Source organism: Rhizobium sp. N324, from assembly GCF_001664485.1.
In the GTDB taxonomy this organism is placed as follows: Bacteria; Pseudomonadota; Alphaproteobacteria; order Rhizobiales; family Rhizobiaceae; genus Rhizobium.
This window is the reverse complement of sequence record NZ_CP013635.1, coordinates 138,284-163,262: the sequence shown is the minus strand read 5'-3', so window position 1 is coordinate 163,262 and position 24,979 is coordinate 138,284. Positions and strand designations below refer to the sequence as shown.

General features: G+C 60.2%; 20 protein-coding genes and 1 pseudogene. 3 read left to right on the top strand and 18 right to left on the bottom strand.

The window, feature by feature from the left end:
- The first annotated feature begins 2 nt into the window (after positions 1-2).
- A pseudogene (locus AMK05_RS30725) lies at positions 3-2,141 on the top strand (methyl-accepting chemotaxis protein).
- A gap of 320 nt (positions 2,142-2,461) precedes the next feature.
- On the opposite strand, the gene bhcD reads toward AMK05_RS30725, so the two are convergent.
- The 4 genes from bhcD to bhcA are packed head-to-tail and all read right to left on the bottom strand — an operon-like array spanning position 2,462 to position 6,754.
- On the bottom strand, positions 2,462-3,427 hold the full coding sequence (bhcD, locus tag AMK05_RS30720) for an iminosuccinate reductase BhcD (RefSeq protein WP_064843979.1): 966 nt from the start codon (positions 3,425-3,427) through the stop codon (positions 2,462-2,464).
- A gap of 1 nt (position 3,428) precedes the next feature.
- Complete coding sequence (gene bhcC / locus AMK05_RS30715) at positions 3,429-4,592, bottom strand: 3-hydroxy-D-aspartate aldolase BhcC (protein ID WP_064843977.1); 1,164 nt, start codon at positions 4,590-4,592, stop codon at positions 3,429-3,431.
- An 11-nt stretch (positions 4,593-4,603) separates the two neighbouring features.
- On the bottom strand, positions 4,604-5,551 hold the full coding sequence (bhcB, locus tag AMK05_RS30710; protein ID WP_064843975.1) for a beta-hydroxyaspartate dehydratase BhcB: 948 nt from the start codon (positions 5,549-5,551) through the stop codon (positions 4,604-4,606).
- A gap of 12 nt (positions 5,552-5,563) precedes the next feature.
- Positions 5,564-6,754: an L-aspartate--glyoxylate aminotransferase BhcA gene (gene bhcA / locus AMK05_RS30705; protein WP_064843973.1), complete on the bottom strand. Its 1,191-nt coding sequence runs from the start codon at positions 6,752-6,754 to the stop codon at positions 5,564-5,566.
- 187 nt (positions 6,755-6,941) lie between these two features.
- On the opposite strand from bhcA, the gene bhcR reads away from it, so the two are divergent.
- On the top strand, positions 6,942-7,751 hold the full coding sequence (gene bhcR / locus AMK05_RS30700; protein ID WP_064843971.1) for an HTH-type transcriptional regulator BhcR: 810 nt from the start codon (positions 6,942-6,944) through the stop codon (positions 7,749-7,751).
- A gap of 10 nt (positions 7,752-7,761) precedes the next feature.
- On the opposite strand, the gene glcF is transcribed toward bhcR, so the two are convergent.
- From glcF to AMK05_RS30635, 13 genes are all read right to left on the bottom strand, one after another.
- Entirely contained in the window at positions 7,762-9,084 is a 1,323-nt protein-coding gene (gene glcF / locus AMK05_RS30695; protein WP_064843969.1) for a glycolate oxidase subunit GlcF, read from the bottom strand.
- A complete protein-coding gene (locus AMK05_RS30690) occupies positions 9,085-10,239 on the bottom strand; it encodes an FAD-binding protein (protein ID WP_094447703.1) in 1,155 nt (384 codons plus the stop codon). It lies immediately after the preceding gene.
- A complete protein-coding gene (locus tag AMK05_RS30685; protein ID WP_064843967.1) occupies positions 10,236-11,690 on the bottom strand; it encodes an FAD-linked oxidase C-terminal domain-containing protein in 1,455 nt (484 codons plus the stop codon). The genes AMK05_RS30690 and AMK05_RS30685 overlap by 4 nt, the downstream gene beginning before the upstream one ends.
- A 34-nt stretch (positions 11,691-11,724) precedes the next feature.
- The gene (gene lipA / locus AMK05_RS30680) at positions 11,725-12,744 is read right to left on the bottom strand and encodes a lipoyl synthase (RefSeq protein ID WP_237352287.1); all 1,020 of its coding nucleotides are present in this window, start codon (positions 12,742-12,744) and stop codon (positions 11,725-11,727) included.
- A gap of 16 nt (positions 12,745-12,760) precedes the next feature.
- Positions 12,761-14,473 carry an acetyl/propionyl/methylcrotonyl-CoA carboxylase subunit alpha gene (locus tag AMK05_RS30675; protein ID WP_064843965.1) on the bottom strand — a complete coding sequence of 571 codons (1,713 nt, stop codon included), beginning with the start codon at positions 14,471-14,473 and terminating at the stop codon, positions 12,761-12,763.
- Positions 14,470-16,062, bottom strand: a complete 1,593-nt coding sequence (locus AMK05_RS30670) for an urea amidolyase family protein (RefSeq protein ID WP_064844968.1) — start codon at positions 16,060-16,062, stop codon at positions 14,470-14,472. Before AMK05_RS30670 ends, AMK05_RS30675 begins: the two co-directional genes overlap by 4 nt.
- Positions 16,055-16,828: a LamB/YcsF family protein gene (locus AMK05_RS30665; protein ID WP_064843963.1), complete on the bottom strand. Its 774-nt coding sequence runs from the start codon at positions 16,826-16,828 to the stop codon at positions 16,055-16,057. Before AMK05_RS30665 ends, AMK05_RS30670 begins: the two co-directional genes overlap by 8 nt.
- 109 nt (positions 16,829-16,937) lie before the next feature.
- Entirely contained in the window at positions 16,938-17,984 is a 1,047-nt protein-coding gene (locus AMK05_RS30660) for an ABC transporter permease (RefSeq protein WP_064843942.1), read from the bottom strand.
- On the bottom strand, positions 17,981-19,525 hold the full coding sequence (locus AMK05_RS30655) for a sugar ABC transporter ATP-binding protein (protein WP_064843941.1): 1,545 nt from the start codon (positions 19,523-19,525) through the stop codon (positions 17,981-17,983). Before AMK05_RS30655 ends, AMK05_RS30660 begins: the two co-directional genes overlap by 4 nt.
- Before the next feature lie 82 nt (positions 19,526-19,607).
- Positions 19,608-20,546: a substrate-binding domain-containing protein gene (locus AMK05_RS30650; protein ID WP_064843940.1), complete on the bottom strand. Its 939-nt coding sequence runs from the start codon at positions 20,544-20,546 to the stop codon at positions 19,608-19,610.
- An 86-nt stretch (positions 20,547-20,632) separates the two neighbouring features.
- Positions 20,633-21,619: a LacI family DNA-binding transcriptional regulator gene (locus AMK05_RS30645; RefSeq protein WP_064843939.1), complete on the bottom strand. Its 987-nt coding sequence runs from the start codon at positions 21,617-21,619 to the stop codon at positions 20,633-20,635.
- A gap of 63 nt (positions 21,620-21,682) precedes the next feature.
- Complete coding sequence (locus AMK05_RS30640) at positions 21,683-22,546, bottom strand: sugar phosphate isomerase/epimerase family protein (protein WP_064843938.1); 864 nt, start codon at positions 22,544-22,546, stop codon at positions 21,683-21,685.
- 11 nt (positions 22,547-22,557) lie between these two features.
- Complete coding sequence (locus AMK05_RS30635; RefSeq protein WP_064843937.1) at positions 22,558-23,721, bottom strand: Gfo/Idh/MocA family protein; 1,164 nt, start codon at positions 23,719-23,721, stop codon at positions 22,558-22,560.
- Positions 23,722-23,914: 193 nt separating this feature from the next.
- Between AMK05_RS30635 and AMK05_RS30630 the strand changes: the two genes are divergently transcribed.
- The gene (locus AMK05_RS30630) at positions 23,915-24,139 is read left to right on the top strand and encodes a hypothetical protein (protein ID WP_064843960.1); all 225 of its coding nucleotides are present in this window, start codon (positions 23,915-23,917) and stop codon (positions 24,137-24,139) included.
- Positions 24,140-24,279: 140 nt separating this feature from the next.
- Here AMK05_RS30630 and AMK05_RS30625 read toward each other — a convergent pair whose 3' ends face one another.
- Complete coding sequence (locus tag AMK05_RS30625; RefSeq protein WP_064843958.1) at positions 24,280-24,966, bottom strand: TetR/AcrR family transcriptional regulator; 687 nt, start codon at positions 24,964-24,966, stop codon at positions 24,280-24,282.
- Positions 24,967-24,979: the final 13 nt, after the last annotated feature.

The following is a 24,979-nucleotide window of genomic DNA, read 5'->3' as shown; positions in this document are numbered from 1 at the left end:
CTATCATGCATTTCTGGAACAAACTTGGCATCCGTGCACAAATCACGGTCGGCTTCTTGCCGCTTATTCTCTTCATGGGCCTGCTATCCATCAATGTCATATCGGGTATGAGCGAGCTCTCTTACATATTTTCCTCCTACCGCAAGACGGTTGGCGAAAGTCTTGGAATCTCCGAGTACAGCGACCAGCTGCACGACATCCAAATGTCGGCCGAGGCGTTCCGCTCCAATCCGACGCAGGCGCTTGTCGAGCGTCTTAAGGCCGGTGTTGGCGCATTTGAGGCGAACGATCCGCGTTTTGCCGGCAACCAGGATCTCCTAACCGGCATGGCTGAAATCCGCGAGGAGGTTGGCGCCTACAGCAAGGCCTTCGACAAGATCGTCTCCTTGCAAGCCAGACGCATTTTGCTGATCTCCAAAGTCACCGAATTCGGCCCTTGGACGAGCGCCGCGCTCAACGATATTCTGCGTAGCGCTTGGCGTTAAAACGACCTGCAACTGATGCATGCCACGTCGACAACATTGGAAGCAATAAATCGGAGCCTTTACTATTCGGAGCGTTTTGCTCATTCCGGTGATCTTGGAGCTTACGATATCGCCCAAGCCGCACTCAACGATGCCCTCGACCTCAATGACGGCGCGGCCAAGACGGCAAAGAATGCGCTGCAGCAAAAACGCCTCGAGGGTGCCGCTCAGCTCATGCAGAATTATACCGCTCGCCTCGGAGAAATGAGAGACGTCCTGCTGGAGACAAAGCGCGTCCGGGAGACGGAACTGAATGAACTTGCCCCCAAAATATTGACTGGATTCAAGTCTTTGCAGGCCACCGTCTCGGGCACGCAAAAGACGTTGGATGGCTCGGTTGAGACAACGGTTTTTGCGGCATCGCGGCTGACGCTGGTCATCAGCGCTGCTCTCATCATCCTTGGTCTCGTGCTGTCCTATTATTTGGGCCGGCTGATTGCCGGCGCGGTTCGTAAGATGGCTTGGTCGATGGAAAAACTCGCCCATGGGGAAGAGCTGACGCTTTTCGAAGGAGCCGAAAACCGTCATGAACTTGGCGCAATGGCACGTTCCCTGAAGGTCTTCCAGGAAACAGGACGCGCAAAAATGGTCGCGGAGACCAATGCCGTGCGCCTTGCGGCCGAAGAACAACGCCTGCGGCAAGAAGCCGAACGCCTGACCGATACCGATGCGATGGAGCATGCCTTCCACGAAATTTCGAAGGGATTGGACGCGCTCTCATCTGGCGATCTTACCGCAAGAGTCGGACACGTCGACGTGCGCTACACCGCAATCCTCGATCGTTTCAACGATTCGGTGGCCAGCTTGGAAGAGGTCTTCGGTGCCGTCGTGCAGACTGTCGGCACCATCAGGTCCGGGCTCGACGAAATTTCCATGGCATCGAACGATCTTGCTCGCCGTACGGAACAGCAGGCTGCCTCGCTCGAAGAAACGGTTGCCGCCCTTGGAGATGTCACCCGGGGCGTCAACGGAACGGCTGAGGGCGCAAGTCGTGCTCAGGAGGCAGTCGCAACGGCACGTACCAATGCCGAAAAAGGCGGTGAAATCGTCAGGCGTGCAATCGTCGCCATGAATGAAATCCAGAATTCGTCGTCACGGATCGGCAATATCATCGGCGTGATCGATGAAATCGCCTTTCAGACAAATTTGCTCGCGCTCAACGCAGGGGTCGAGGCGGCCAGGGCCGGCGAAGCGGGCAAAGGCTTTGCTGTCGTTGCGCAGGAAGTGCGGGAGTTGGCTCAGCGATCCGCCACTGCCGCCAAGGAGATCAAGCAACTCATCTCGACCTCGTCTGGTCAAGTTGAAGCAGGAGTACAACTCGTCGGCGAGTCCGGTGTGTCGTTGAAGCAGATTGTCATGCAGGTTGGCGCGATGAGCGCCACCGTCTCCGAGATCGCCGTATCGGCTCGCGAGCAGGCGCTCAGCTTGCGGGAGGTTTCAGCCGCCGGCGATCAGATGGACAAGGTGACGCAGCAGAATGCAGCCATGGTCGAGCAGACGACTGCGGCCGCACAGAGTCTGACCCAAGAAACAGAAAGGCTTGCCACGTTGGTTCGCCAATTCAAGACCCGCAGCTTCAATGCATACGGTGCTCAACAATACGCGTTGGCATCGTAGCAGGTCCAGCCGCGCACCCGGCTCGGCTGACTGAGGTCGGCCGAGTTTCCTTCTGCAGTCCAGCGATGGCAAGCTCGGGGATAGAGCGAGGAAGCAACCAATGAGCGGAGCATCGGCCTGAAGGCGAATGTTATCCTGCAGTCTGTTAATCGATGCCGCAAAATCCCGGAAAAACCTCATGCTGGTTCGCGAACATAAGGGATCCGGAACCGATCCCTCTCGAACAATCTCTGTTGCGGAAACGCTGCGGCTCGATAGAGTTTGTCGGCTATCTGCTCAGTCTTGACGAGGAGTTTGCGCCTACGGATGACCGCCGCCGATCAGAAGTCGACTTCGATCGCCACACCTTTCGACACGGCTAGGTCGACGACAGCCGAGGCCACCGCAAGATCCTGCAATCCGACGCCTGTTCCGTCGAACAAGGTAATGTCGTCGGCTGAGCGGCGCCCTTTCTCTTCGCCTGTGATGACAGCGCCAATCTCAAGAATGTCTTCTGCAGCGATCAGGCCAGCGGCGATGGCATGCTGGCATTCGCCGATGGTTATCGCCTGCGCCACTTCATCGGTGAAGAGCGAAGACGCAGCCACCAGCTTGGCGTCCACCTCCTGCTTGCCCTTGGTATCGGTTCCCATACACGCCAGATGCGTGCCTGGACGAACCTGGGAGGCCATCAGGCTGGGCCTGAATGACGAGGTTATGGAAATGATCACGTCGGCCTCTGCTCCGAGCCTGTGGAGATCGACGGCTTCGAAGGGTAAGCCGACCTCTTTCGCAACGTCCTCGAGGCGAGTCAGCATTTCCGGATGATAGTTCCAGGCAACCACCTTCTCGAAGTTTCGCTGCTGGACTGCTGCCCTTAGCTGGAAGGTTGATTGATGTCCGGCGCCGATAATGCCGAGGATCTTCGCGTCTTCACGGGCCAGATATTTGATCGAGATTGCAGACGCCGCTGCGGTCCGTAATGCGGTCAGCAGATTTCCGCCCACCACAGCACGGCATCGCCCGGTGTCCGCGTCGAACAGGAATACCGTCGATTGGTGGTTGGTCAGGCCCTTTTCCGCATTTTTCGGCCAAAAACCTCCGGATTTCAGACCGAGAGAGAGGCTCTCCCGGTCGAAACCCGATTTGAATCCGTAGAGCGCATCTGCATATCCTATCGATTCGCGGACCACCGGGAAATTATAGGCCGATTTTCTGGCCATGGCGGCGAACACCTGTTCTACAGCGGTAAAGCATTCGGCCGATCCAATCAGATCTGCAATTGCGCGCTCTGGAACGATGATCATCTCAATACGCCTTGCCTCTCGCCGATACCGGCCAAAGTGTTTCGACCTTGCCGTTGCGGACGCCAACATACCAGTCGTGGACATTGCAGGTCGGATCGCAATGGCCGGGAACAAGACGAAGCTTCTCGTTTATCTTCAGGACGCCATGCGGATCTTCGATGACGCCGTGTTCGTCGGTGCATTTGACATATTTCACGTCGCTGCGGCCATAGACGAAAGGCAGACCGGAATCGACCGACTGTGACTTTAGGCCAGCGTCGCAAATCGCCTTGTCGGCCTTCGCGTGGCTCATCACGGTGGTCAACAGAAAGAGCGCGTTTTCCCATTCGCCCTTGTCAATCCGGTTGCCGTCCTTGTCCTGGATGCGCCCGTAGTCGGCGTCCATGAAAGCATAGCTTCCGCATTGCAGCTCGTTATAGACCCCGGAATTGCTCTCGAAGTAGTAGCTGCCGGTACCGCCGCCGCTCACCAGTTCAGGCTCCAGGCCGCCGCTCTTCAGAGCTTCGACGGCGTCCTTCACCTGTGCAATGGCGACGTCGAGCTTGAGCTTGCGGTCTTCATACTTGTCGATGTGCTGCATGGCGCCCTGATAGGCCTGGATGCCGGCAAAGCGGAGGCCTGGAGCCGCATCGATAGCGCGAGCAAGCGCGACAACGGCCGAACTCGTGGTGACCCCGCACCGACCGGCGCCGCAGTCGATTTCAACGAAGCAATCCAGAGAGGTGCCATGTTTCTGGGCTGCGGTGGACAGTTCAGCGACATTGTCCGGGTCGTCGACGCATACGATTATCCTGGCGCCCTGCTGGGGAAGTCGCGCAAGGCGATCGATCTTCAGCGGATCGCGCACCTGGTTGGAGACGAGGACGTCCCGGATCCCGCCTCTGACGAAGACCTCCGCTTCGGACACTTTTTGGCAGCATACGCCGATGGCTCCGCCCAATTGCTCTTGGAGGCGCATGACGTCCACGGACTTGTGCATCTTGCCATGGGCGCGATGACGCATATTGTGCGCTTTGGCGTAGTCACCCATCTTCCGGATGTTTCGCTCCAGCGCGTCGAGATCGAGGATCAGACACGGCGTCTGGATGTCCTCGACACTCATTCCCGGCAGAGCCGGTACATCATAGCCGACTTGAAGGCCGTCGAAGTTTGCTTGCATGTTCATTTACCTCTCCCTTATTGCCAGGGTAACGTGTCGAGATCGACATTGCCGCCGGTGACGATGATGCCGATGCGCTTGCCGGAAAACAGGTGTTTGTTCTTCAGAATGGCCGCCAGCGGAACGGCGCTCGACGGTTCCATGACGATCTTCATACGCTTCCAGATGAGCTTCATGGCGTCGATGATGTCAGTCTCCGATGCGGTGAGGATGTCGCTGACATTGTTCTTTACGAAGTGCCAGGTCAGCTCTTTCAGCGGAACTTTCAAACCGTCCGCGATGGTGTTGGGCGCGTCGTCGGCGATGATGTGTCCGGCCTTGAAGCTACGATAGGCATCGTCGGCCTGTTCGGGTTCGGCGGCATAGATCTTCACCCTTGGCGCAAGATTTGTCAGCGTCAGGCAGGTGCCCGATACCATGCCGCCGCCGCCGATGGGTGCAATCACCGCGTCCAGGTCATCGACCTGCTCTATCAGCTCCTTCGAGCATGTCGCCTGGCCGGCGATGACGCGGGCGTCGTTATAGGGATGAACGAATTCGGCGCCCGTTTCGGCGACGACCTCGGCGAAAACCGCCTCGCGCGACGACGTCGACGGTTCGCATTCGACGACCTGGCCGCCGTAGCCCCGCACCGCGTCCTTTTTGGCTTGCGGCGCCGTCCGCGGCATGACGACGGTGCACGGAATTCCTCGGCGCCCGGCGGCATAGGATAGGCAGGTGCCATGGTTGCCGGACGAATGGGTGGCAACGCCCCTCGCCGCTTGCTCTTCGCTGAGGCCAAAGACCGCATTGGAAGCGCCACGGGCCTTGAAGGCACCGGCTTTCTGCAGGTTCTCGCATTTAAAAAACAGATTGGCACCGGCAAGCGTGTCGATGAATGTCGAGGTAAGGACAGGCGTGCGATGGATGTGCGGTTTGATGCGCTGATGGGCTTCAAACATGTCGGATAGAGTGGGTATGTACATCTGGATCAGACCTCAGGCTACCATGTAAAACGCGGAGCTTTGGCTATTGCGGTAGATTGCCTGTGCCGCGGCAACGCCGGAGCCGAGTTTGATGTTGAGGCCGAGGTCGACCATGACCATCTCGGCCGTGGCAATACCGGACAGCGCCATCACATCCGTCATGCTGCCGACGTGACCGATGCGGAACACCTTACCCGCGACGTCTCCGAGGCCAGCACCGAAGGCGACGTCGTATTTTGTCGCAGCGTGCGTGACAAACCGGGAGGCATCGAAACCGGCAGGCGTCTGAACCGCGGTGACCGTGTCGGAATAGAGCTCCTCGCGCGCGGCGTAGAGCTCAAGCCGCCAGGCCCGAACCGCGGCGCGAACGCCGGAGGCGATGCGCCTGTGCCGCGCAAAAACGTTCTCCAGACCCTCTTGAAGAAGAAGCTCCGTCGATACTTTGAGACCGTTCAGGAGCCCGACCGACGGCGTATAGGGGTAGCCGTTGGTCGAATAGCCCTTGGCCATATCGCGCACGTCGAAGAAGGCCCGCGGAAATTTCGCCGTTTCCAGTGCCGCCATGGCCTTGGCTGAAAAGGCGGTAATCGCCAGACCGACAGGCAGCATGAATCCCTTCTGCGACCCGGTCACGGCAACATCGACGCCCCATTCATCCATTCGAAAGTCCATCGAAGCGATGGAGCTGACGCCGTCGACGAGTAGCAGAGCTGGATGATTGGCGGCATTCAGCAGCCTGCGCACCGCTGCAACGTCGGACTTGACGCCGGTCGCGGTTTCGTTGTGGGTAACGAGAACGGCCTTGATCTCGTGCGCCTTGTCGCCGTTAAGAAGTTCCTCGTATTGCGCCAGCGGGACGCCGTCGTGCCAGGAGGACTCGATAGCATCGACTTTCAGCTGGTAGCGCCGGCACATGTCGATCCACTTATGGCTGAACATGCCGTGTCGGCCAGCCAGGACGCGATCGCCCGGGCTCAACGTATTCGTGATCGCCGTCTCCCATCCCCCGCTGCCCGTGGCAGGAAAAATGAAAACGGAAGCAGTTTCGGTTTTGAGAACCTGTTTCACACCCGCCAGAGCGGGATGAAGTATTTCGCCGAACATCGATGAACGATGGTCCATGGTCGGCATGTCCGCCGCCTTGCGCAGGATTTCCGGCATGTTCGTGGGGCCTGGGATGAAAACCGGATTTTGTCCGTACATGTTATGCATCCTCCTGTGTTTTCAAACTAGATAACATGGGTTTGCGCAAAGATATATTTTTTTGAAAAATATTTTCAATCGTGTAATAATTTGGTATTTTATATGGAATTTCAATATGTTAATATTTTTCATTGCGTGAATTCATTTTTCATTTAACGATAAAAGCCTGCAATTGCGAGGGTGATCGATGCAAAACTTAAACCGACGGCGAGGGCGCCCGAAATCGTTCAACGAACCCCAGTCCTCAAGCGTCATACAGTCGCTCGATCGCGCTCTGGATGTCTTGGAGGCGCTGGCGTCGCCGGAAGGAATGACACTGTCTGAACTTTCTGCCCATCTCGATCAATCGCCCGCGACGATGCATCGCGTTCTCGCCACGCTCGAACGCCGCGAGTTCGTCGAGATCAGCCCTGATCGGCAGGTCTGGTTCATCGGCCCGGAAGCCTACCGCACCGGAGCGGCATTTCTGCGCCGATCCAATGTCGTCGAACGAAGCCGCCCGATCATGCGCGAATTGATGCTGGAGACAGGAGAGACGTCGAACCTCGGCATAGAGAAGGACGGGAATATTCTCTTCATCAGCCAGGTCGAGACACATGAATCCATACGCGCCTTTTTTCCGCCCGGAACTCTGTCGCCGCTTCATGCATCCGGCATCGGGAAGGCGTTGCTCAGCACCTATGATGATGGTCGCCTTTCTGCCCTGTTCAAGACTTCCACTTTGAAGCGGTTTACCGAAAATACCGCGCGCTCGGTCGCACAGCTGAAAGAGGAACTGATCGTCAGCCGGGAGCGCGGCTATGCGATTGACGATGAGGAGCGGACCAAAGGCATGCGCTGCGTCGCCGCGCCGATCTTGAACGTACACGGCGAAGCGGTGGCCGGCATATCCGTCTCCGGCCCAACGCATCGAATGCCTGACCGGCTCATCAGGCAAATCGGCGAGCGCGTCGCCGGAGCTGCGAAAACCGTTTCTCGCAGATTGGGGGGCGGATAGCCTCACGATCTCAACCACCGCGCAGATCCGGTCGCCCGGATTGAAGCTTGGAAAGACCTCTCGGTTTTGGCCCGCCGGTTGCCCAATCCAGCAGTTCAACGGTGTGGACGATTGGAAGCTCGGTACTCGAACCGATCTGCATCATGCAGCCGATATTGCCGGTGCTGATCAGTTGCGGGCGAACGGCCTCGATGGTTGCGACTTTGCGGGATTGCAGTTGCTTCGATATTGCCGGCTGTAGCAGATTATAGGTGCCCGCCGAACCGCAGCAGATGTGGGAATCGCGCGGCTCGACCACATCGAAGCCTGCTGATTTCAGGAGATCCTTCGGCTGGGCGCGAATTTGCTGGCCATGCTGCAGGGAGCAGGCGCCGTGATAGGCGACGCGAAGCGGATCGGCGTGCCCAGCGTCCTCGAGCCCGATAACCGCCATGACTTCGGTGACATCCCTGGCAATCGCCGAAACGCGCTCAGCGTCGGCCGCCATCGGGCCGTTTCGGAACATATGTCCGTAGTCTTTGACGGTGGTCCCGCATCCGGACGTGTTGATGACGATGGAATCCAGCCCTCCCCCATCAAGCTCCCGAACCAAGGCCCGAATGTTGGCGCTGGCCATGGCGTGACTTTCCTCGGCCTTACCCATGTGATGCGTGAGCGCTCCGCAGCAGCCGATGCCTTTCGCAACGACCACCTCGCAGCCGTGGCGGGTCAGAAGCCTGATCGTTGCGTCGTTGATATCCGTGTTCAGCGCACGCTGGGCGCAGCCGATCAGAAGAGCCACGCGTTTGCGCCGCTCGCCTTTTGGAGGAAATACTTGTGGCCTGTCGTTGTTGCTGACCTTGGGGATGCTCTCCGGCACCATCTCCAGCATCGCCCGCAACCGGACATCGGGAACAAGGCGCCGCAGGGGGCGGGCCAATTTGGCTGCGGTCAAGGCCCAGCGGAACCGCTGAGGATACGGCAATATCCGGGCCAGCAGCCATCGTAAGGCCCGATCGTCCCAGCGGCGAGTATAATTCTTCTCGATATAATCGCGCGCGTGATCGATCAGGTGCATATAGTTCACGCCGGAAGGGCATGTCGTCATGCAACTGAGACAACTAAGGCAACGGTCGATGTGCTTTACGGTTGCGTCGTCGGGACCCCTGTCGTTTTCCAGCATATCCTTGATCAGGTAGATCCGGCCGCGCGGACTGTCGAGTTCATCGCCCAGCACACGATATGTCGGGCAGGTTGCCGTGCAGAAGCCGCAATGGACGCAGGACCGCAGGATCTCGTTTGATGTGCGTATAGCCGGGTCTGAAAGCTGGGTCTGATTGAAATTCGTCTGCATCTAGCTGTCCATCAAACCGCGGTTCAGGATTGCGGCGGGATCGAACTGGTTGCGCAATGCCTTCGAAAGGCGAGCAACAGCTTTGCCCTCAGGCGCGAACCTCGGGCCGCAAAATGGGCTTTCATTGCGCATCAACAAGGCCTGTCCGGTGCCGCAGGCCCTGCGAACCTCAAGCGCGTCCGCCTGCCCCGCGAACCAGATCAGCCCGCCTCCCCAATCGAGCGATACGGTTCCTCCAAGGTTCTCGAGTGCGGATGCGACGATCGACGCATCCGTCGGCTTGACCAGGATTCGCCACAGCGGCAACTGCGGGTCGTCAAAGTGGTGCAGATCTCGCAGCCGGCTCCACAGGTCCTTGCTCACAACATCGTAGAGAAAGTCGATATTATAGTGAGGTAGCAGGTCGAATATCTTTTCGCGCCTGTATTTGACCTGCTTGGAGCGCCCCTCGATCCGCAGCCAAGCAGTCCCGGATCGAAAGGCGGCGCCGGAAATCTCCATGGGGCTTGCAAGCACGGTTTGAAAAATCCGGCTCGCTTCCGACACCGACACATTGTTGAAGCCGACCGACAGCTCGCTTTCGGGTGCTGGCAGCGTCTTTATGGCCACTTCCGTCAGGACGCCTAGTGTGCCAAAGGAACCACAGAGAAGTTTGCCAAGATCGAGACCCGTGACGTTCTTCATCACCCGGCCGCCGTTCTTGATGATCCGGCCCCGGCCATCGGCAAAGCGAACCCCAAGCAGATGGTCTCTGCAGGCGCCGATCTGGACGCGCCGCGGCCCTGACGCATTGGTCGCAACCACGCCGCCGATGGTTGGAACACCGCCCGTGTTAAGAACGGTACGATGATCCATGGGCTCGAAAGCCAGTGCCTGGCCCTCTATGGCAAGCACCGCCTCGATTTCCTCAACGGGCGTCCCCGCTCGGGCGATCAGCGTCATGGCACCAGGTTCGTAGGTCAGGATGCCGCTGAGGCGCCGGGTCGTCAGCGTGGTGGTTTCGAATGGAAAACTCGGCTTCAGGCGAGTGCCGCCACCCATGATGTGGAGCGCTTTTTCCGTCTTGTGGGCCTCATCGAGGAAGGCGGAAAGTTCAAGTTCGTCCGCGGGGGCGAAGACGGTCTCTACGGATGCAAGCATGTTGCCGTCTGTCATCGTGATCGAGCTCTCTCGCGGTAGGGCCTACTCACCTCAAGGGGAAAGACTTTGGCAGCGTTTAACAGCCAGGCCGGATCGAAGACGTCCTTGATCGCCATCTGGATGTCCATGTCCGTCATGTTGAATTGTGCGGTCATGAGATCGCGCTTTTCGATGCCGACCCCATGCTCGCCGGTCAGGCAACCGCCAACGTCAACGCAAAGACGAAGAATGTCGGCGCCGAAAGCTTCGGCGCGCTCCAACTCGCCCGGCGCGTTGGCGTTGAACAAGATGAGCGGATGCATGTTTCCGTCACCGGCATGAAAGACGTTGGCGACTTCCAGGCCGTATTGCCTTGAGAGCTCGCCGATGCGCTTCAGCGTATAGGGGAGTTTCGAAACCGGCACCGTTCCGTCGAGGCACAGGTAGTCGCCGAGACGACCCATGGCACCAAATGCAGACTTGCGGCCTTTCCAGATCGCGAGCGATTCATCGGCGTTTCGGCTGCTGCGAAACTCTACCGCTCCCAGCGCTTCGGCGATGGCGCGAATGCGCTGCGTTTGCTCGTCGATCTCCTCTTCTGATCCCTCGACCTCGACGATCAGAACGGCGGCGCAGGCGGGATATCCGGCTTTGGCAAATGCTTCGACCGCGCGCAGGCACACATCGTCCATATATTCGATCGCCACCGGCAGCAGACCGGAGCGGATGATGCGGCCGACGCATTCACCGGCAATCTCGGCGCTTTCGAAACCGATCAACATCGGCCGGGCGCCTTCGGCCTTGGGCACTATCTTCAAGGTCGCCTCGGTGATGATCGCGAGCTGGCCTTCGGAACCACACAAGAGTCCGAGAATATCAAGACCGGTCGTCCCCAAAAACGGCCCACCCAGCTCGACGACTTCGCCGCTCGGCAGCACCATGCGAAGGCCCATCAGATTGTTCGTGGTGACGCCGTATTTGAGGCAGTGGGCGCCCCCTGAATTCATCGCAATATTGCCGGCAATCGTGCAGGCAAGCTGCGACGATGGGTCGGGCGCGTAGAAAAATCCATCCGCGTCCAGTTCGGCACTCACGGCAAGATTGGTGACACCGGTCTGGACCCGGATAAACCGGTTTGCCGTGTCGACTTCGAGGATCTCGCGCAGCCGGATCGTGCTGATAACGACGCTATCTGCGGTGGGCAAGGCGCCGCCGGCGAGCGAGGTCCCTGCCCCGCGAGGCACGACGGGGACGCGGCGCTCATAGCAGACACGCATCGCTGTCGCGACCTCCTCGGTGCTGCGCGGCAAGACGACCGCAAGCGGCGGACAGCGATAGGCTGTCAGTGCGTCACATTCATAGGCCCGGGTCTCCTGCGGATCCGAGATGACGGTGCCTTTGGGCAAGGCGGCTTCCAGTTCGGCAATGATCTGAGGCAAGCGCGCCAGAATGTCAGCACGCGGCTCCGGCATGGCTATCGTTGACATGATCTTTCCCTTGCGTGCTTCGTCCGTCCGACGGTCAAATCACACCCATTGCGCAATCGAGGGGCCTCCCGTTCCCGGGTACGGGATCTCGCTGCGGTCGCCGGGCTTTTTCGCGCGCCGCCCTCAGCCGGGCAAAGTCGTCGCCGGCATGGTGGGAGGAGCGGGTCAGCGGGCTGGAGGCGACCATCAGGAAGCCCTTGCTGTAGGCGACCGTCTCGTAGGACTTGAATTCCTCGGGGGTGACGAAGCTTTCGACCTTGTGGTGCTTGCGGGTCGGCTGCAGATACTGGCCGATCGTGAGGAAATCGACATCGGCGGTGCGCAGGTCGTCCATCAGCTGCAGCACCTCGTTGCGCTCCTCGCCAAGGCCGACCATGATGCCCGACTTGGTGAACATGGTCGGATCGAGTTCCTTCACCCGCTGCAAGAGCCGGATGGAATGGAAATAGCGGGCGCCGGGGCGGACCGTCAGATAGTTGCCGGGGACCGTTTCCATATTGTGGTTGAAGACATCGGGCTTGGCGGCGACGACGCGTTCCAAGGCGCCCGGCTTCTTCAGGAAGTCGGGCGTCAGGATCTCGACCGTCGTCATCGGCGAGACGGCGCGGATCGCCCAGATCACCTTTTCGAAATGTTCGGCACCACCATCTGCCAGATCATCGCGGTCGACCGAAGTGATGACGACGTGGCTGAGGCCCATTTCCTTGACGGCCTTGGCGACGTTCTCAGGCTCGGCCATATCGAGTGCGTTCGGCTTGCCGGTTGAGACGTTGCAGAAGGCGCAGGCGCGGGTGCAGATCTCGCCCATGATCATGAAGGTGGCGTGCTTCTTGTCCCAGCACTCGCCGATATTCGGGCAACCCGCCTCTTCGCAGACGGTGACGAGCTTGTGCTCCTTCACGATCGCCCGCGTCTCGGCATAACCCTTGGAGGTCGGCGCCTTGACGCGGATCCAGTCCGGCTTGCGCATGACTTCCGTATCCGGCCGATGCGCCTTCTCCGGATGGCGCACGCGCTTGGCGTCGGGATTGATCGTGTCGAGAATGGTCACCATCCGATTTGCCTATCCGTCACTCTATCGTTGCCAGCTCCGCACCGAGCGCGACCACCGCGCCTTGTGCGGCCTTGATGGAGATGCGGCCGGCCTTCGGCGCCAGCACCCGGGTTTCCATCTTCATGGCCTCTATCACGGCGACCGCCTCGCCTTCGGCAACTTGCGCGCCATCTTCGACGTTCCATTTTTGCAGGGTGCCGGGGATCGGCGCCGTCAGCGCATTGCTGTTTGCACTGGCGGATACAGGGCCTGACGTCGTTCTTGGAGCCGCAGCGCCCGAAAACAGCCCAGCTGGAAGGCCGAACGCATGGCGTTTGCCGTCGATCTCGATGAAGCTTCGCAGCAGTCCGCCTTCCACCGGATCAACTCGCGGTGCCGGCTCGACGCCACGGAATTCTGTCTCGATCCAGTTGGTGAAGACCTTGAACCCATCCTCACCGGTGAAAGCCGGTTCCTCCAGCACGGCCCGGTGGAACGGCAGCACGGAGGCGACGCCTTCGATCTTGAATTCCGCAAGCGCCCGGCGGGCGCGGATCAACGCTTCCTCGCGGGTCGCGCCGGTAACGATCAGTTTGGCCATCATCGAGTCATAAAGGCCGGGAATTTCGGAGCCGGCTTCCACGCCGCTGTCGAGCCGGATGCCAGGACCGGACGGGGCGCGAAAACCCGTGATCAACCCCGGTGTCGGCAGAAACCCACGGCCCGGATCCTCGGCATTGATGCGGAATTCGAAGGCATGGCCGCGTGGGCCAGGTGTCTGCGTGACCGACAGCGGCAGCCCATCGGCGATGCGCAGCTGCTCGATGACAATATCGACGCCGGTCGTTTCCTCCGTCACCGGATGTTCGACCTGCAGGCGGGTATTGACCTCGAGGAAAGAAATGACTCCGTTCTGCGATAGAAGGAATTCAACCGTGCCGGCGCCGGTATAGCCGGCTGAAGCGCAGATCGCCCTGGCGGCATCGTGAATGCGGCTGCGCTGCTCCTCGGAGATGAATGGTGCCGGCGCCTCCTCGACAAGCTTTTGATTGCGCCGCTGCAGCGAGCAGTCGCGGGTGCCGAGCACCACCGTATTGCCGTGGCTGTCGGCGATGATCTGCGCCTCGATATGGCGTGGTTTTTCCAGGAACTGCTCGGCATAACATTCGCCGCGTCCGAAGGCTTCCTTCGCCTCGCGCACGGCGGATTCGAAGAACTCGCCGACATCCTCGATGCGATGAACGACCTTCATGCCGCGGCCACCGCCGCCGAAGGCAGCCTTGATCGCCAGCGGCAAACCGGCCTGCCGGGCAAAGGCGATGGCTTCCTCGGCGGTGGCCAGAGGACCGTCCGATCCTTTGACAAGAGGCGCCCCGACCTTTTCGGCGATCCGTCGTGCTTCTACCTTATCGCCAAGCGCCGTGATGACCTCAGGCTTGGGACCGACCCAGATAAGGCCGGCATCGATGACGGCGCTGGCGAATTCGGCACGCTCGGACAAGAATCCGTAACCGGGATGGACCGCATCGGCGCCGGCGCGTCGCGCGATTTCCAGGATCTTTCCGATATTCAGATAGGTGTCGGCCGGGCGGCCGGCGCCCAGGCAATAGGCATCGTCGGCAAGGTCGACATGCAGCGAGGCAGCATCGGCATCCGAATAGATCGCGACCGAGGCGATGCCATAATCGCGGGCGGCGCGGCTGATACGGATGGCGATTTCGCCGCGATTGGCAATGAGCAATTTTTTCATCGGTTGGTTTCCCTGACGAGCGGATCGAATGGGGCGACGACATTGAAGCGGATATTGGCGCCGATCGGTATCTGGCCGGCGAGATCAAGGTGGTAGCTGGCCACGACACCGATCACCGGATAGCCGCCAGTCAACGGATGATCGGCCAGGAAGAGCACCGGTTGCCCGCTGTGCGGCACCTGAATTGTCCCGATGGGGGTGCCCTCCGACGGCAATTCGGCGGCATCCTTCCGCTCCAGCGGCTCGGCTCCGGCAAGCCGCATGCCGACGCGGCTCGATTCAGCCGTCACCTGCCACATTTGCGTTGTGAGTGTCTCGACACCCTTTGCCGTGAACCAGTCGGTCCGCGGGCCAAGGACGACGTCGAGCGTCACGGTATCTCCAGCTCTAGGCAGCGCTCGTGCGTCGCGCCGGAAGGGATCGACGGCAGAGAGGGGTGCGTCGGCCGGCACCAGGACATCGCCTGCTGTAACCGGCGCCGGCCCGACTTTTGCCAATGTGTCGGTGGCAGCCGAGCCGAGAATGGGTTCGACAGCGAAACCGCCGCGCAACGCTATGTAACTGCGCATGCCTTCCGTGGGAAAGCCGAGCGTCAGTTCGTCGCCGGCATCGAGCGCGAAGGGCTGAGCGAAGGGTGCGGCGACGGAACGACCGTCTTCGGTCGATATAACAAGCGGCGCAGGCGCACCGGTCACGGCGAGCGTGACCGGTCGATCGGTTTTGAGGGCGAAGCCGCCGAAAGCAATTTCCAAGGCAGCTGCATTGCGCCGATTGCCGACATACAGATTGGCCTCGATCAGGCATGCACGGTCGAGCGCACCGGATTCCGACACGCCTTGGTTGCCGCGGCCGGGCCGGCCCAGGTCTTGAAACAGTGCCGGTCTATCGGCGCGGGTGACGGCAAGTCCGGCCCCGGCTTGCACGGCTTCGGGCTCCGGGATAGCGGCGGCCGCAACCACGGCGCCTTTTGCGATGTCACGAAAGTGGACGCGATCACCCGGCGCCAGAAGTGCGGCGCGCGGTCGTTTGGTGTCCCACATCTTCAACGGGGTCGTGCCGATGAGCTGCCAGCCGCCCGGACTGTCCGAGGGATAGACGCCGCCGAATTTACCCCCGAGCGCCACGGAGCCAGCGGGAATGCGCACGCGCGGGCTCTTGCGGCGCGGCAGGTCGAAGTCCGGATCGTCCGAGGTCATATAGGCAAAGCCGGGCGCAAAACCGGTGAAGGCAACCGTGTAGGTGGCTTCCGTGTGGCGACGGATGACATCATCAACCGGCCAGCCGAGGATTTCGGCGACTTCGGCGAGATCCTCGCCGTCATAGCTGACCGGGATCTCGATCGTCTCGCCCTGGCGAGCGCTGCGATGACCGAGATCAAGCGCGCATATATGCGCGCAAAGCCGTGCCCGATCCGTCACATGGGGATCGAAGCGGAGCATCACTGTTCGGGCGGCAGGCACCAGTTCGACGACTCCCTCCGGCCGATCGGCCAGAAGGCGATCGAGCAGCGTCAGCGTCTTTTCCAGACCGTCGAGCTCGACGAGAAAGGCATGGCTGCCGGCGGGCAGAAAACGCAGCTTGTCAGTCATGGTCGACATCCGTGAAAGGCTTGAGACCGACGCCGTTGCTCATCAATGCTTCGCGCAAAGTCTGAGCGATGGCCACGGCCGCCGGAGTATCGCCGTGGACACAGATCGATTGCGCTTCGAGCCTTATGTCCGTGCCATCAACCGCCGTGATGCGACCGTCCGCCACCAGGCGCAGCATCCGCTTGGCAATGGTTTCGGGGTCGTGGACGACCGAGCCCGGCAAGCGGCGGCTGACGAGGCTGCCATCGGCGTTGTAGGCCCGATCGGCGAAGGCCTCGCAGACAACCGTGAGCCCGGCCGCACGCGCCTGCTCGACGATGGGCGCCCCGGAAAGCGCCAGCAAGGCGAGCGAGGGATCGACCGCCTTGATACCGGTGATGACATCGTAGGCCTGCCGGGCATCAGTGGCAATCGTGTTGTACAGTGCCCCATGCGGCTTTACATAACGCACCCGGGTGCCTGCGGCTTTTGCCAGAGCCTGCAAAGCGCCGATCTGGTAGATGGTATCGCCGACGAGTTCGTCGCTGGACGGATCCATGTTGCGGCGACCGAACCCGACGAGATCGCGGTAACCGATATGGGCTCCGACCGAGACGCCGCGTTTTGCCGCTTCCTTTAAAACGGACAGGATGCCCGCCGGATCACCGGCATGGAAGCCGCAGGCAATGTTGGCGCTGGTGACGATCGACAGCATCGAAACATCGTCACCCATTGCCCATGCACCGAAGCTTTCGCCGAGATCGCTGTTGAGGTCGATGCTTGCCATGTTCTGCCCTTTCAATTGCCGCTTTGCGGTCGTCGTGAAGTTTCGCGACCTCCACATCATCGGATTGGTCCGGTCATGTCCATAGACGTCGCTCTGCCGCCTGGTCACTTCACGCTCTTGCTTGTTTTGATCGCCTGTATTGATCGATGACGACGGCAAGGACGATGATGGTTCCCTTGATGATCTCCTGGTAGTAGGAGCCGATCTTGAGGAATGTGAATCCTGAGGTGATGATGCCGAGGATGATGGTTCCGATCAGCGTTCCGGTGATGCGTCCTGCGCCGCCGGCGAGCGATGTTCCGCCGATGACGGCTGCGGCGATGGCGTCGAGTTCGTAAGCGGTGCCCATGGTCGGCTGGGCGGATGCGGCCCGGGCTGCGGTGACCACTCCGGCCAGCCCCGACAGCAGTCCGGCGACGGCATAGACCTTGATCAGATGGGCGCCGATATTGATGCCGGAGACGCGCGCCGCCTGGGGATTGGAGCCGATCGCATAGGTATATTTGCCGTAGCGCGTATAACCGAGGGCGATGTGGGAGAGCACGGCGACGCCGAGGAAGATGATCACCGGCAGCGGCACGGGAAAGCCGAAGACGATGAAGCTCTTGCCGAGCCAGGTGAATTGCGGCGTCAGGAGAGCGATCGGCTGTCCGAGCGTGTACCACTTGGCCACACCTCTGGCGCAGACCATCATGCCGAGCGTGGCGATGAAGGGGGGAATGCCGGTCTTGGCGATCAGGAGACCGCTGACCCATCCGGCCAGCAGGCCGACGATGAGGCCGGCGAGGATCGGCCAGATCGGCGAGAGATCGGTGAGTGCGGGATAAAGGGCGCGCACATCTGTCGAGCTTTGCGCCAGCGAGGCGGCGACCATGGCGGCCAGCCCGACCACCGAGCCGGAGGCCAGGTCGATGCCGCCGGTGATGATGACATGGGTGACGCCGACGGCCAGAATGCCGATCACCGAGACCTGCAGGATGATGATCGACAGGCGCTGCTCATTGCCGAGGAACGAACTGCCGACGAAGACCCAGCCGAGGATCTCGAAGGCAAGGGCAATGCCGACCAGCACCAGCGCCATCGACATCTCACTGTGAAACTTGCGCTTCACCACACGCTTTTCCGCCACAACCGTGGCCCCAGGGGTTATCGTCATTGTGCTGCGAGCTCCATGATCTTGACTTGATCGGCCTCAGCCCGATCGAGGATGCCGGACACGCGTCCTTGCCGGATGGTCATGACCCGGTCGCTCATTCCGAGGATCTCGGGCAGTTCCGAGGAAATCATGATGACGGCCACGCCTTCGGAGGCGAGCGTGGAAATCATTCGGTGGATCTCGGCCTTGGCGCCGACGTCGATACCGCGCGTGGGTTCATCGAGGATGAGGACGCTCGGCTTTGTCAGCAGCCAGCGGCCGATCAGCACCTTCTGCTGATTGCCGCCGGAAAGATTCAGGATCTTCTCCCCCATGCCGGGGGTCTTGACCCGCAGCGATGTCGTCATCGTCTCGCAGTCCTGCGACAGCCGCTTCTGCTCGACGAAGCCGCGACGCACATACCCGCCATGGAGGGCGGCCATCTGCATGTTCTGTTGAATGTCCAGCAGCAGGAAGCAGCCGGATTCCTTCCGGTCTTCAGTGAGGAAGGCCATCCCGTTTTCCATGGCGACGGCGGGAGAACTGACGTTGACGGACTTGCCTCTGATCTCGATCGTACCTGATGTCGCCGGCGTCACGCCAAAGAGCGTTTCAGCAATGTTGGAGCGACCGGCGCCGACAAGCCCGGCGATCCCGAGAATCTCGCCGGCATGAAGGTCGAACGAGACGTCCTGGAAGATACCTTTGAGACATAGATCGCGGACGCTGAGCACGACGTCGCCGATTTTAGCCTCCACCTTGGGAAACATCTGCGAGATCTCGCGCCCCACCATCATGCGGATGACTTCTTCGCGGGTCAGGTCTTGCGCAGCCTTGGTCGCGATGTGTTTGCCGTCGCGGAAAATCGACACCTCGTCGGAAATTTCGAAAAGCTCGTTCATCTTGTGGGTGATATAGATGATGCCCTTTCCCCGTTCCCTCAGCGTCCTGATGATACGGAAAAGATGCTCGACCTCGCGTTCGGTGAGCGCGGAGGTCGGTTCGTCCATGATCAGGACATCCGATTCATAGGAAACCGCCTTGGCAATCTCGACCATCTGACGGCTGGCAACCGAAAGCAGACCGACCCTTTGGTCGGGGTCGAGATCAATGCCCAATTCTTCGAAAAGCTTGTAGGTGCGGCTGTGCAGTTCCTTGTGATCGACGAGACCAAAACGGTTCTTTGGTTCACGCCGGATCCAGATGTTTTCCGCAATCGTCATATGGTTCATCAGATTGAGCTCCTGATGAATCATGGCGATGCCGTTGTCGAGGGCGTCGAGCGGACTGCTGAGCCGAATGGGAAGGCCGTTTAAGAAAAACTCTCCTGCGTCCGGCGTGTAGATGCCGGCAATGATCTTCATCAGCGTGGACTTGCCGGCACCGTTTTCGCCCATAAGGGCATGAACCGTGCCGCGTCTCAGGCGGAAGGAGACGTCATCCAGCGCAACGTTTCCGGCAAATTCCTTGCGGACATCTTTGACCTCCAGGAGATATTCGGCTGTCGGAACAGCGCCGCTTTCCCGGACCGCCTTGACGGTCGATGGTGAGATATTCGGCATCGTGGCAGACCTTCTGCTTTCTATGCATAGAGGTTCCGGCTTCGGATGTGCCTTTGCGGGCACATCCGAAGCCGAGCGGCGATCAGTTCTTGGCGAGGTATTTCTCGACATTGGCCGGATTGACCAGCTCGTAGGGGATCCACATCGGGGATTCGACTTTCTCGCCCTTGGCGAGCTTGACGGCAGCATCCACCGAGCCGGCGCCCTGTCCGAGTGCGTCCTGGAAGACGGTGACGTCGAGATCACCGTTTTGCATGTAATGCATCGCTTCCTTGGTGGCGTCGACACCGGCAATGACGACATCCTTCATGTCCCAGCCGGCCGCCTTCAGCGAGTTGACGGCGCCGATGGCCATTTCGTCGTTGTTGGCCAGCACCGCCACCGGCTTGTAGCCGGCGGTGATCCAGTTGGTCATCAGATCCTGCGCCTTGACCGGATCCCAGTTGGCAGACTGCTCGTCGATGATCTTCATGAAGTTGCATTCCGGCTTGGCCGCGACGTCATGAACCGCCTTGCTGCGCAACACGGCCGTCTCGTTCGCCAGCACGCCCTGGATGATCAGGATGCCGGCCTCGTCGGTCTTCTTGGCTTCCTTCAGGACACGGCAGACTTCCTCTGCCTGCAGCATGCCGGCAACATGTTCGTCGGAACCGACAAATGCCGCCTTCGGCCCGAGCTCCTTGACGTCGCTCGGCGTGTTGTTGACGTAAACCAGCGGAATGCCGGCATCCGCCGCCATCTTGGTCATCGTCGGCGTGGCCGAGGTTTCCACCGTGTTGACGATGATCGCATCGACCTTGGCGGCAATGAAGTTTTGAACCTGCGACAGCTGCCGGTTGACGTCGCCTTCGGCAAATTCGATCTGCAGCGGCTGTTTCAGTTTGCCAGCCTCGTCTTTGATGCCCTGCACCAGAACCGCCAGGTTCGAGTCGGAGTGGGAAATGGTCACGCCGATGTCACCGGCATGCGCGGCAGACGCCGCAAGTACCATCATGGCAGTTCCAAGGATCATTCGTTTCATGTCGTTATTCCCCTGTTTCTTGATCGGGCGTCCGGAAGCACCCAGAATTGTCCGGACCGTCCTCCTCCTGTAAGGACGGCTAGTGATCACGCCGATTGTCGGAGCTGCAGTGTGAACGGCAGAATGATGTTCTTGATCTGCTCGTCATCGGGACGCGGCGTGGTAATCAGTTCGGCAATGGCCGGGCCGAAGTCCAAGGCCGGAACCTTCACTGTCGTAAGCCAGGGTGCCAGCCATTCGTTCAGGCGATTATCGTCAAAGCCGCAAACCACCAGGTCCTCAGGCACTTGCATCCTTCTCTCGAGGGCTGCCCGATAGACGCCATAGGCGATCATGTCGTTGGCGCAGAATATCGAGTATTTCTTCGGCTCGGCTTCGAGCAGGCGCGACGCACAGTCGTAGCCGGCTTGCATGGTATAGGCGCTCTCGAACTGCAGAACTTTGGCATCCTCCCCGATCCCGGCGAGGAAGCCGTCCAGTCGTGCGGTGCTGCCCGAATAATGTCGCGGACCGTGGATCGCCACGCAGTTGGTATAACCGCGCTCGACGAAATGGCGCCCGACCGCCAAGCCGGCCTGGAAGTTGTCGATCCCGACATAGGGCGCGAGAATTCCTTGAGCCGGGCGCCGGTTGACGAAGATCAGATTGTTCTGCCGTGCGGCCAGTTCGCGTAATTTCGGCGTATCGATCGCTCCCTGAAGAACGATTGCGCGCGCTCTCAGCCCCAGCGCGTCGGCAAGAAGCCGGTCCTGCTGGATCGCGTTCTCGCCGGTATTGGCGAGAACCATCGACAGACCGATCTCTTTGAGCGCGCTTTCCACCGACACGGCGATATCGGCCGTGAAGTGGTTGGTCGCGTCGGGCACCAGCATCATGACCACGCGACTTTGCGCAAGGCGAAGCGAGCGGCCGATCTCCGAAGGGGTATAGCCTAAGGACTTGGCCGCCCGGCGAACGCTTTCGATCTTATGAGGAGAGACCGAGTCCGCCTTTCCCGAGAAATATCGCGAGACGGTCGCAGTCGAAACACCCGACAAACGCGCGACGTCCCGGATCGTGGGGGGCTTTGACATCAATGCTCACCTCGCTGGTCGGAGACGCGCATCGTCCTGGTGCACGACGTCCGGTGTTAACGATTACATCCTATTGTCGATTCTTGCGTTTGCAGCATCGACGATTGGTTTGAGATATTCGAGGCAGACGCGGGCGACCCAGTCCGGCTCGATGCCGCGCTGGTGGAAGCCGCACTCCATGGAGAGGTATCCGTCGAAGCCGGTTTCGGCGAGGGCATCGATGAGGGCGGGAAAGTCTCCCCTTCCCATGCCCGGCGGCAGGCGGTTGTTGTCGGAGGCGTGGATATGGACGAGGTCCTTGCCCATGGCATAGACGTAGTCGCTCATCACTTCCTTTTGGGTGATGACGTGATGGCTGTCGAACATCAGGCGCACGTTCGGCTGGCCGACATCCTTCATCATGTCGATGGTGTTGTCGCAGGTATTGACGATGTTGCTGTCTTCCGGGGTGGGTTCGATGACGATCTCGACGCCGAAGTCCTGGGCGAAGCGGGCGATTTCGCCGATCGCCTGTGCCGCCCAGTCCCACGCCTGGCGGTAGGTGGTGCCGAAGATGTACCATCCCGGCAGGCAGATCAGCCGCTTGCCGCCCCAGTCGGCGGTGAGCTGGACCATGTCCTTGTAATGGTCGATCGCCCAGCGGCGCTCTTCGGGGATCGGCGATGCGACGTTGTTGCCGGGGCCGCCGCCATGGGCCGGCAGCATGGCGGCCAGCTCGAGCTCGTAATCCTTCAGCATCCGGCCGAGATCCTTGCGCCGCTGCGGGCTCAGCGTCGGCGGAAAGACATGCGGGCTGGCGGCGCCGATCTCGATGGCGTCATAGCCGATCTTCTTGATGCGGCGGATGGTTTCCTCAAGCGTATAGGCCGGCAGCCATGTCGGGTTGCTTGCATAGGGCCAGGTGTGCATTGCGAGCTTGATCGTCATCGAAGTCTTCCTCAGGCGGCGGATTGCTTGATGGTTTCCCAGGCGCCGTTCTGCCCGGAGACGAGAATGGCTTCGGCGATGCGCTCGATCTGCACGCCGTCGCGGAAGTCGGGTGAGGCCGGCTTGTTGTCGGCGATGGCCTGCAGGAAGTTGTACCATTCGATCGATTTGATATCGATGTAGCCCTGCCCCATGCCGGCCACCGGCCACAGCTTGTCGCCGAAGGGCTGGTTCGGGCCGGAATAGATGGTGCGGAAGCCGAAGGCGTCGGCCGGATCGTCGGCAAAGGCGACCCGCAACTCGTTGAGGCGCTGGTAATCGAAGGCGATCGAGCCGCGGGTTCCGTGGATCTCGAAGCCGAGCTGGTTATGATGGCCCCAGGAATTGCGCGTCACTTCGATCGTGCCGTGCGCGCCGCCTGCAAACTTGATCATCGTCAGCGCGGTGTCGTCGACGTCGACCTTGCCCTTTTCCGAGGAGGCCGCCCCGCTCGGGCCGAAGAAGCGGCCGGCCGGCAGCGGGCGTTCCGGGATGAAGGTCTTGACGATGGCGTTCACCTGCTCGAATTCGCCGACGAGCAGGCGTGCGGCATCGATCACATGGGTGCCGATGTCGCCAAGCGTGCCGGAACCGGCCAGCGCCTTGTTGAAGCGCCAGGAGAGCGGCTTTTCCGGATCGGCGCCCCAGTCCTGGAGGTAATAGCCGCGGAAGGTCAGGATGTCGCCGATGCGGCCCTCGTCGATCAGGCGCTTGGCCATTTGCAGGGCGGGCGTGTGGCGGTAGTTGTAGGAGACCATCGTCACCACGCCGGTCTCGTTGGCGGCGGCCAGCATCGCCTCGGCCTCGGCCACCGTCATCGACATCGGCTTTTCGCACATGATGTGCTTGCCCGCCTTGGCGGCGGCAATGGCAATCTCGGCATGGGTGCTGTTGGGGGTGCAGATGTCGACGATATCGATGTCGGGGCGCGAGACGACCTGGCGCCAGTCGGTGGCGTATTCGGCAAAGCCGTACTGCTTGGCGGCGTTCTGCGCCAGTTCCTCGTCGATATCGACGACCACCTTGCGCTCGATGTCGACGGGGGACCCGAACAGGATCGGCACGACGGCGGTGGCGATGGAATGGGCCTTGCCCATAAAGCCGGTGCCGATGAGTGCAACGTTCAACTTCTTCACTGATAAGCCTCCAATGGCGGGCCGTCGCATGCGCCGGTGCCCTGTTTCGAGATCTGCGGGAGCCGTGAAGGCTCGATCGCCAATTTGCGATGTTAACGTATACAACATCACAAAAAACACGATGTCAACGATTACATTTTCGTTGACGCAGGATTTAAGCGGCGTAAGATGATTGAACACAAGGGGAATAGAGATGCGCTATTACGGCGAAATTTCTGGTGATCGGGTCATCGTTCTCATAGCCCTCGCGCTCGGTGTCGCCATTCTGTTGAACCTGCGCGCGGTGGCGACCTTTGTCGCACACGAGGGGAATGTTCTGAGCGAATTGCAAAACCGGCAGGCTGAAGCGAAACTGGCGGCTTTCAGATATTACGTTCTTGGCGACGATAGCCAGGAGACGGCGGTTTTACACCGCTGAAGCATCCCGGGATCGCGCCCGCCGGCAATCTGCCGGGGTACGCCGGAGCGCGGGCCGTACCGCGACGATCCGAGGCGGTCAGGCAAATCTCCTTCGTTGCCTTTGCCGTTCCTCGAAATGCTTCTCATCAAGTCGGCTGGTTATCCCCCGCTGCAGCTACGCGCGGCCCGCGTAATCTTTTCCTGCGACGTCAGGATCCTCCGTGACAGCAACACGGCCTGGTCGGCACATGCCTCGAGTTCGGCTGGATCCCCCGACCATTCGCACCATGTACTTGCTGCATCAAGCAGCGCCATTATGGCGCGAACAGTGCGTTTGCTCGGAAGATATCCCATCTCCTCTGCTGCCGTTTCAAACAGGCCGGCACAAAGATCCAGCCAATAATCGATCTCATGACGAAATTCGATGTCCAGGAACCCTCCGATCCGGTCCATTCGGACAAGGAGATCCCATAGATCGCTTGCAGGATGTGAAATCTGCCGTTTTGCGGCTGTAACAACCAGGGCATCCCAGAACTCGTCGATGCTGCTTGTCTTGTCGATCGCGTCGAGAACGGCGTATCCCCAGTTGCTGTAGTGCCAGCGCAGCGACTCCGCGACGATTTCACTGCGTCCCTCGGGAAAATGAAAATAAATGCTGGAAGCTTTAACGTTGGCTTCCTTGGCGAGCAGCCGCATCGTCACGGCCGAATAACCTTCGAACGTTGCGAGCTTTAAAAACACCTCCAGAATTCGGCGCCGACCCGGGGTCAAGTCGGACCAATCGCGTTGATCCAGATGCTGCTTGAACAGATTGCGCGCGTTCATCACGCGAGGCGGAAGGCTCATTACATAATCCTTG

Coding starts and splice junctions, on each gene's coding strand:
- AMK05_RS30670 (WP_064844968.1), bottom strand. CDS start 16,062: ATGACTGACAAGCTGCGTTTTCTGCCCGCCGGCAGCCATGCCTTTCTC.
- AMK05_RS30640 (WP_064843938.1), bottom strand. CDS start 22,546: ATGACGATCAAGCTCGCAATGCACACCTGGCCCTATGCAAGCAACCCG.
- AMK05_RS30655 (WP_064843941.1), bottom strand. CDS start 19,525: ATGCCGAATATCTCACCATCGACCGTCAAGGCGGTCCGGGAAAGCGGC.
- AMK05_RS30630 (WP_064843960.1), top strand. CDS start 23,915: ATGCGCTATTACGGCGAAATTTCTGGTGATCGGGTCATCGTTCTCATA.
- AMK05_RS30675 (WP_064843965.1), bottom strand. CDS start 14,473: ATGAAAAAATTGCTCATTGCCAATCGCGGCGAAATCGCCATCCGTATC.
- bhcD (WP_064843979.1), bottom strand. CDS start 3,427: ATGATCATCGTTCCAGAGCGCGCAATTGCAGATCTGATTGGATCGGCC.
- bhcR (WP_064843971.1), top strand. CDS start 6,942: ATGCAAAACTTAAACCGACGGCGAGGGCGCCCGAAATCGTTCAACGAA.
- bhcB (WP_064843975.1), bottom strand. CDS start 5,551: ATGTACATACCCACTCTATCCGACATGTTTGAAGCCCATCAGCGCATC.
- glcF (WP_064843969.1), bottom strand. CDS start 9,084: ATGCAGACGAATTTCAATCAGACCCAGCTTTCAGACCCGGCTATACGC.
- bhcC (WP_064843977.1), bottom strand. CDS start 4,592: ATGAACATGCAAGCAAACTTCGACGGCCTTCAAGTCGGCTATGATGTA.
- AMK05_RS30660 (WP_064843942.1), bottom strand. CDS start 17,984: ATGACGATAACCCCTGGGGCCACGGTTGTGGCGGAAAAGCGTGTGGTG.
- bhcA (WP_064843973.1), bottom strand. CDS start 6,754: ATGTACGGACAAAATCCGGTTTTCATCCCAGGCCCCACGAACATGCCG.
- AMK05_RS30665 (WP_064843963.1), bottom strand. CDS start 16,828: ATGGCAAGCATCGACCTCAACAGCGATCTCGGCGAAAGCTTCGGTGCA.
- AMK05_RS30645 (WP_064843939.1), bottom strand. CDS start 21,619: ATGTCAAAGCCCCCCACGATCCGGGACGTCGCGCGTTTGTCGGGTGTT.
- AMK05_RS30650 (WP_064843940.1), bottom strand. CDS start 20,546: ATGAAACGAATGATCCTTGGAACTGCCATGATGGTACTTGCGGCGTCT.
- AMK05_RS30685 (WP_064843967.1), bottom strand. CDS start 11,690: ATGTCAACGATAGCCATGCCGGAGCCGCGTGCTGACATTCTGGCGCGC.
- AMK05_RS30625 (WP_064843958.1), bottom strand. CDS start 24,966: ATGAGCCTTCCGCCTCGCGTGATGAACGCGCGCAATCTGTTCAAGCAG.
- AMK05_RS30690 (WP_094447703.1), bottom strand. CDS start 10,239: ATGACAGACGGCAACATGCTTGCATCCGTAGAGACCGTCTTCGCCCCC.
- lipA (WP_237352287.1), bottom strand. CDS start 12,744: ATGGTGACCATTCTCGACACGATCAATCCCGACGCCAAGCGCGTGCGC.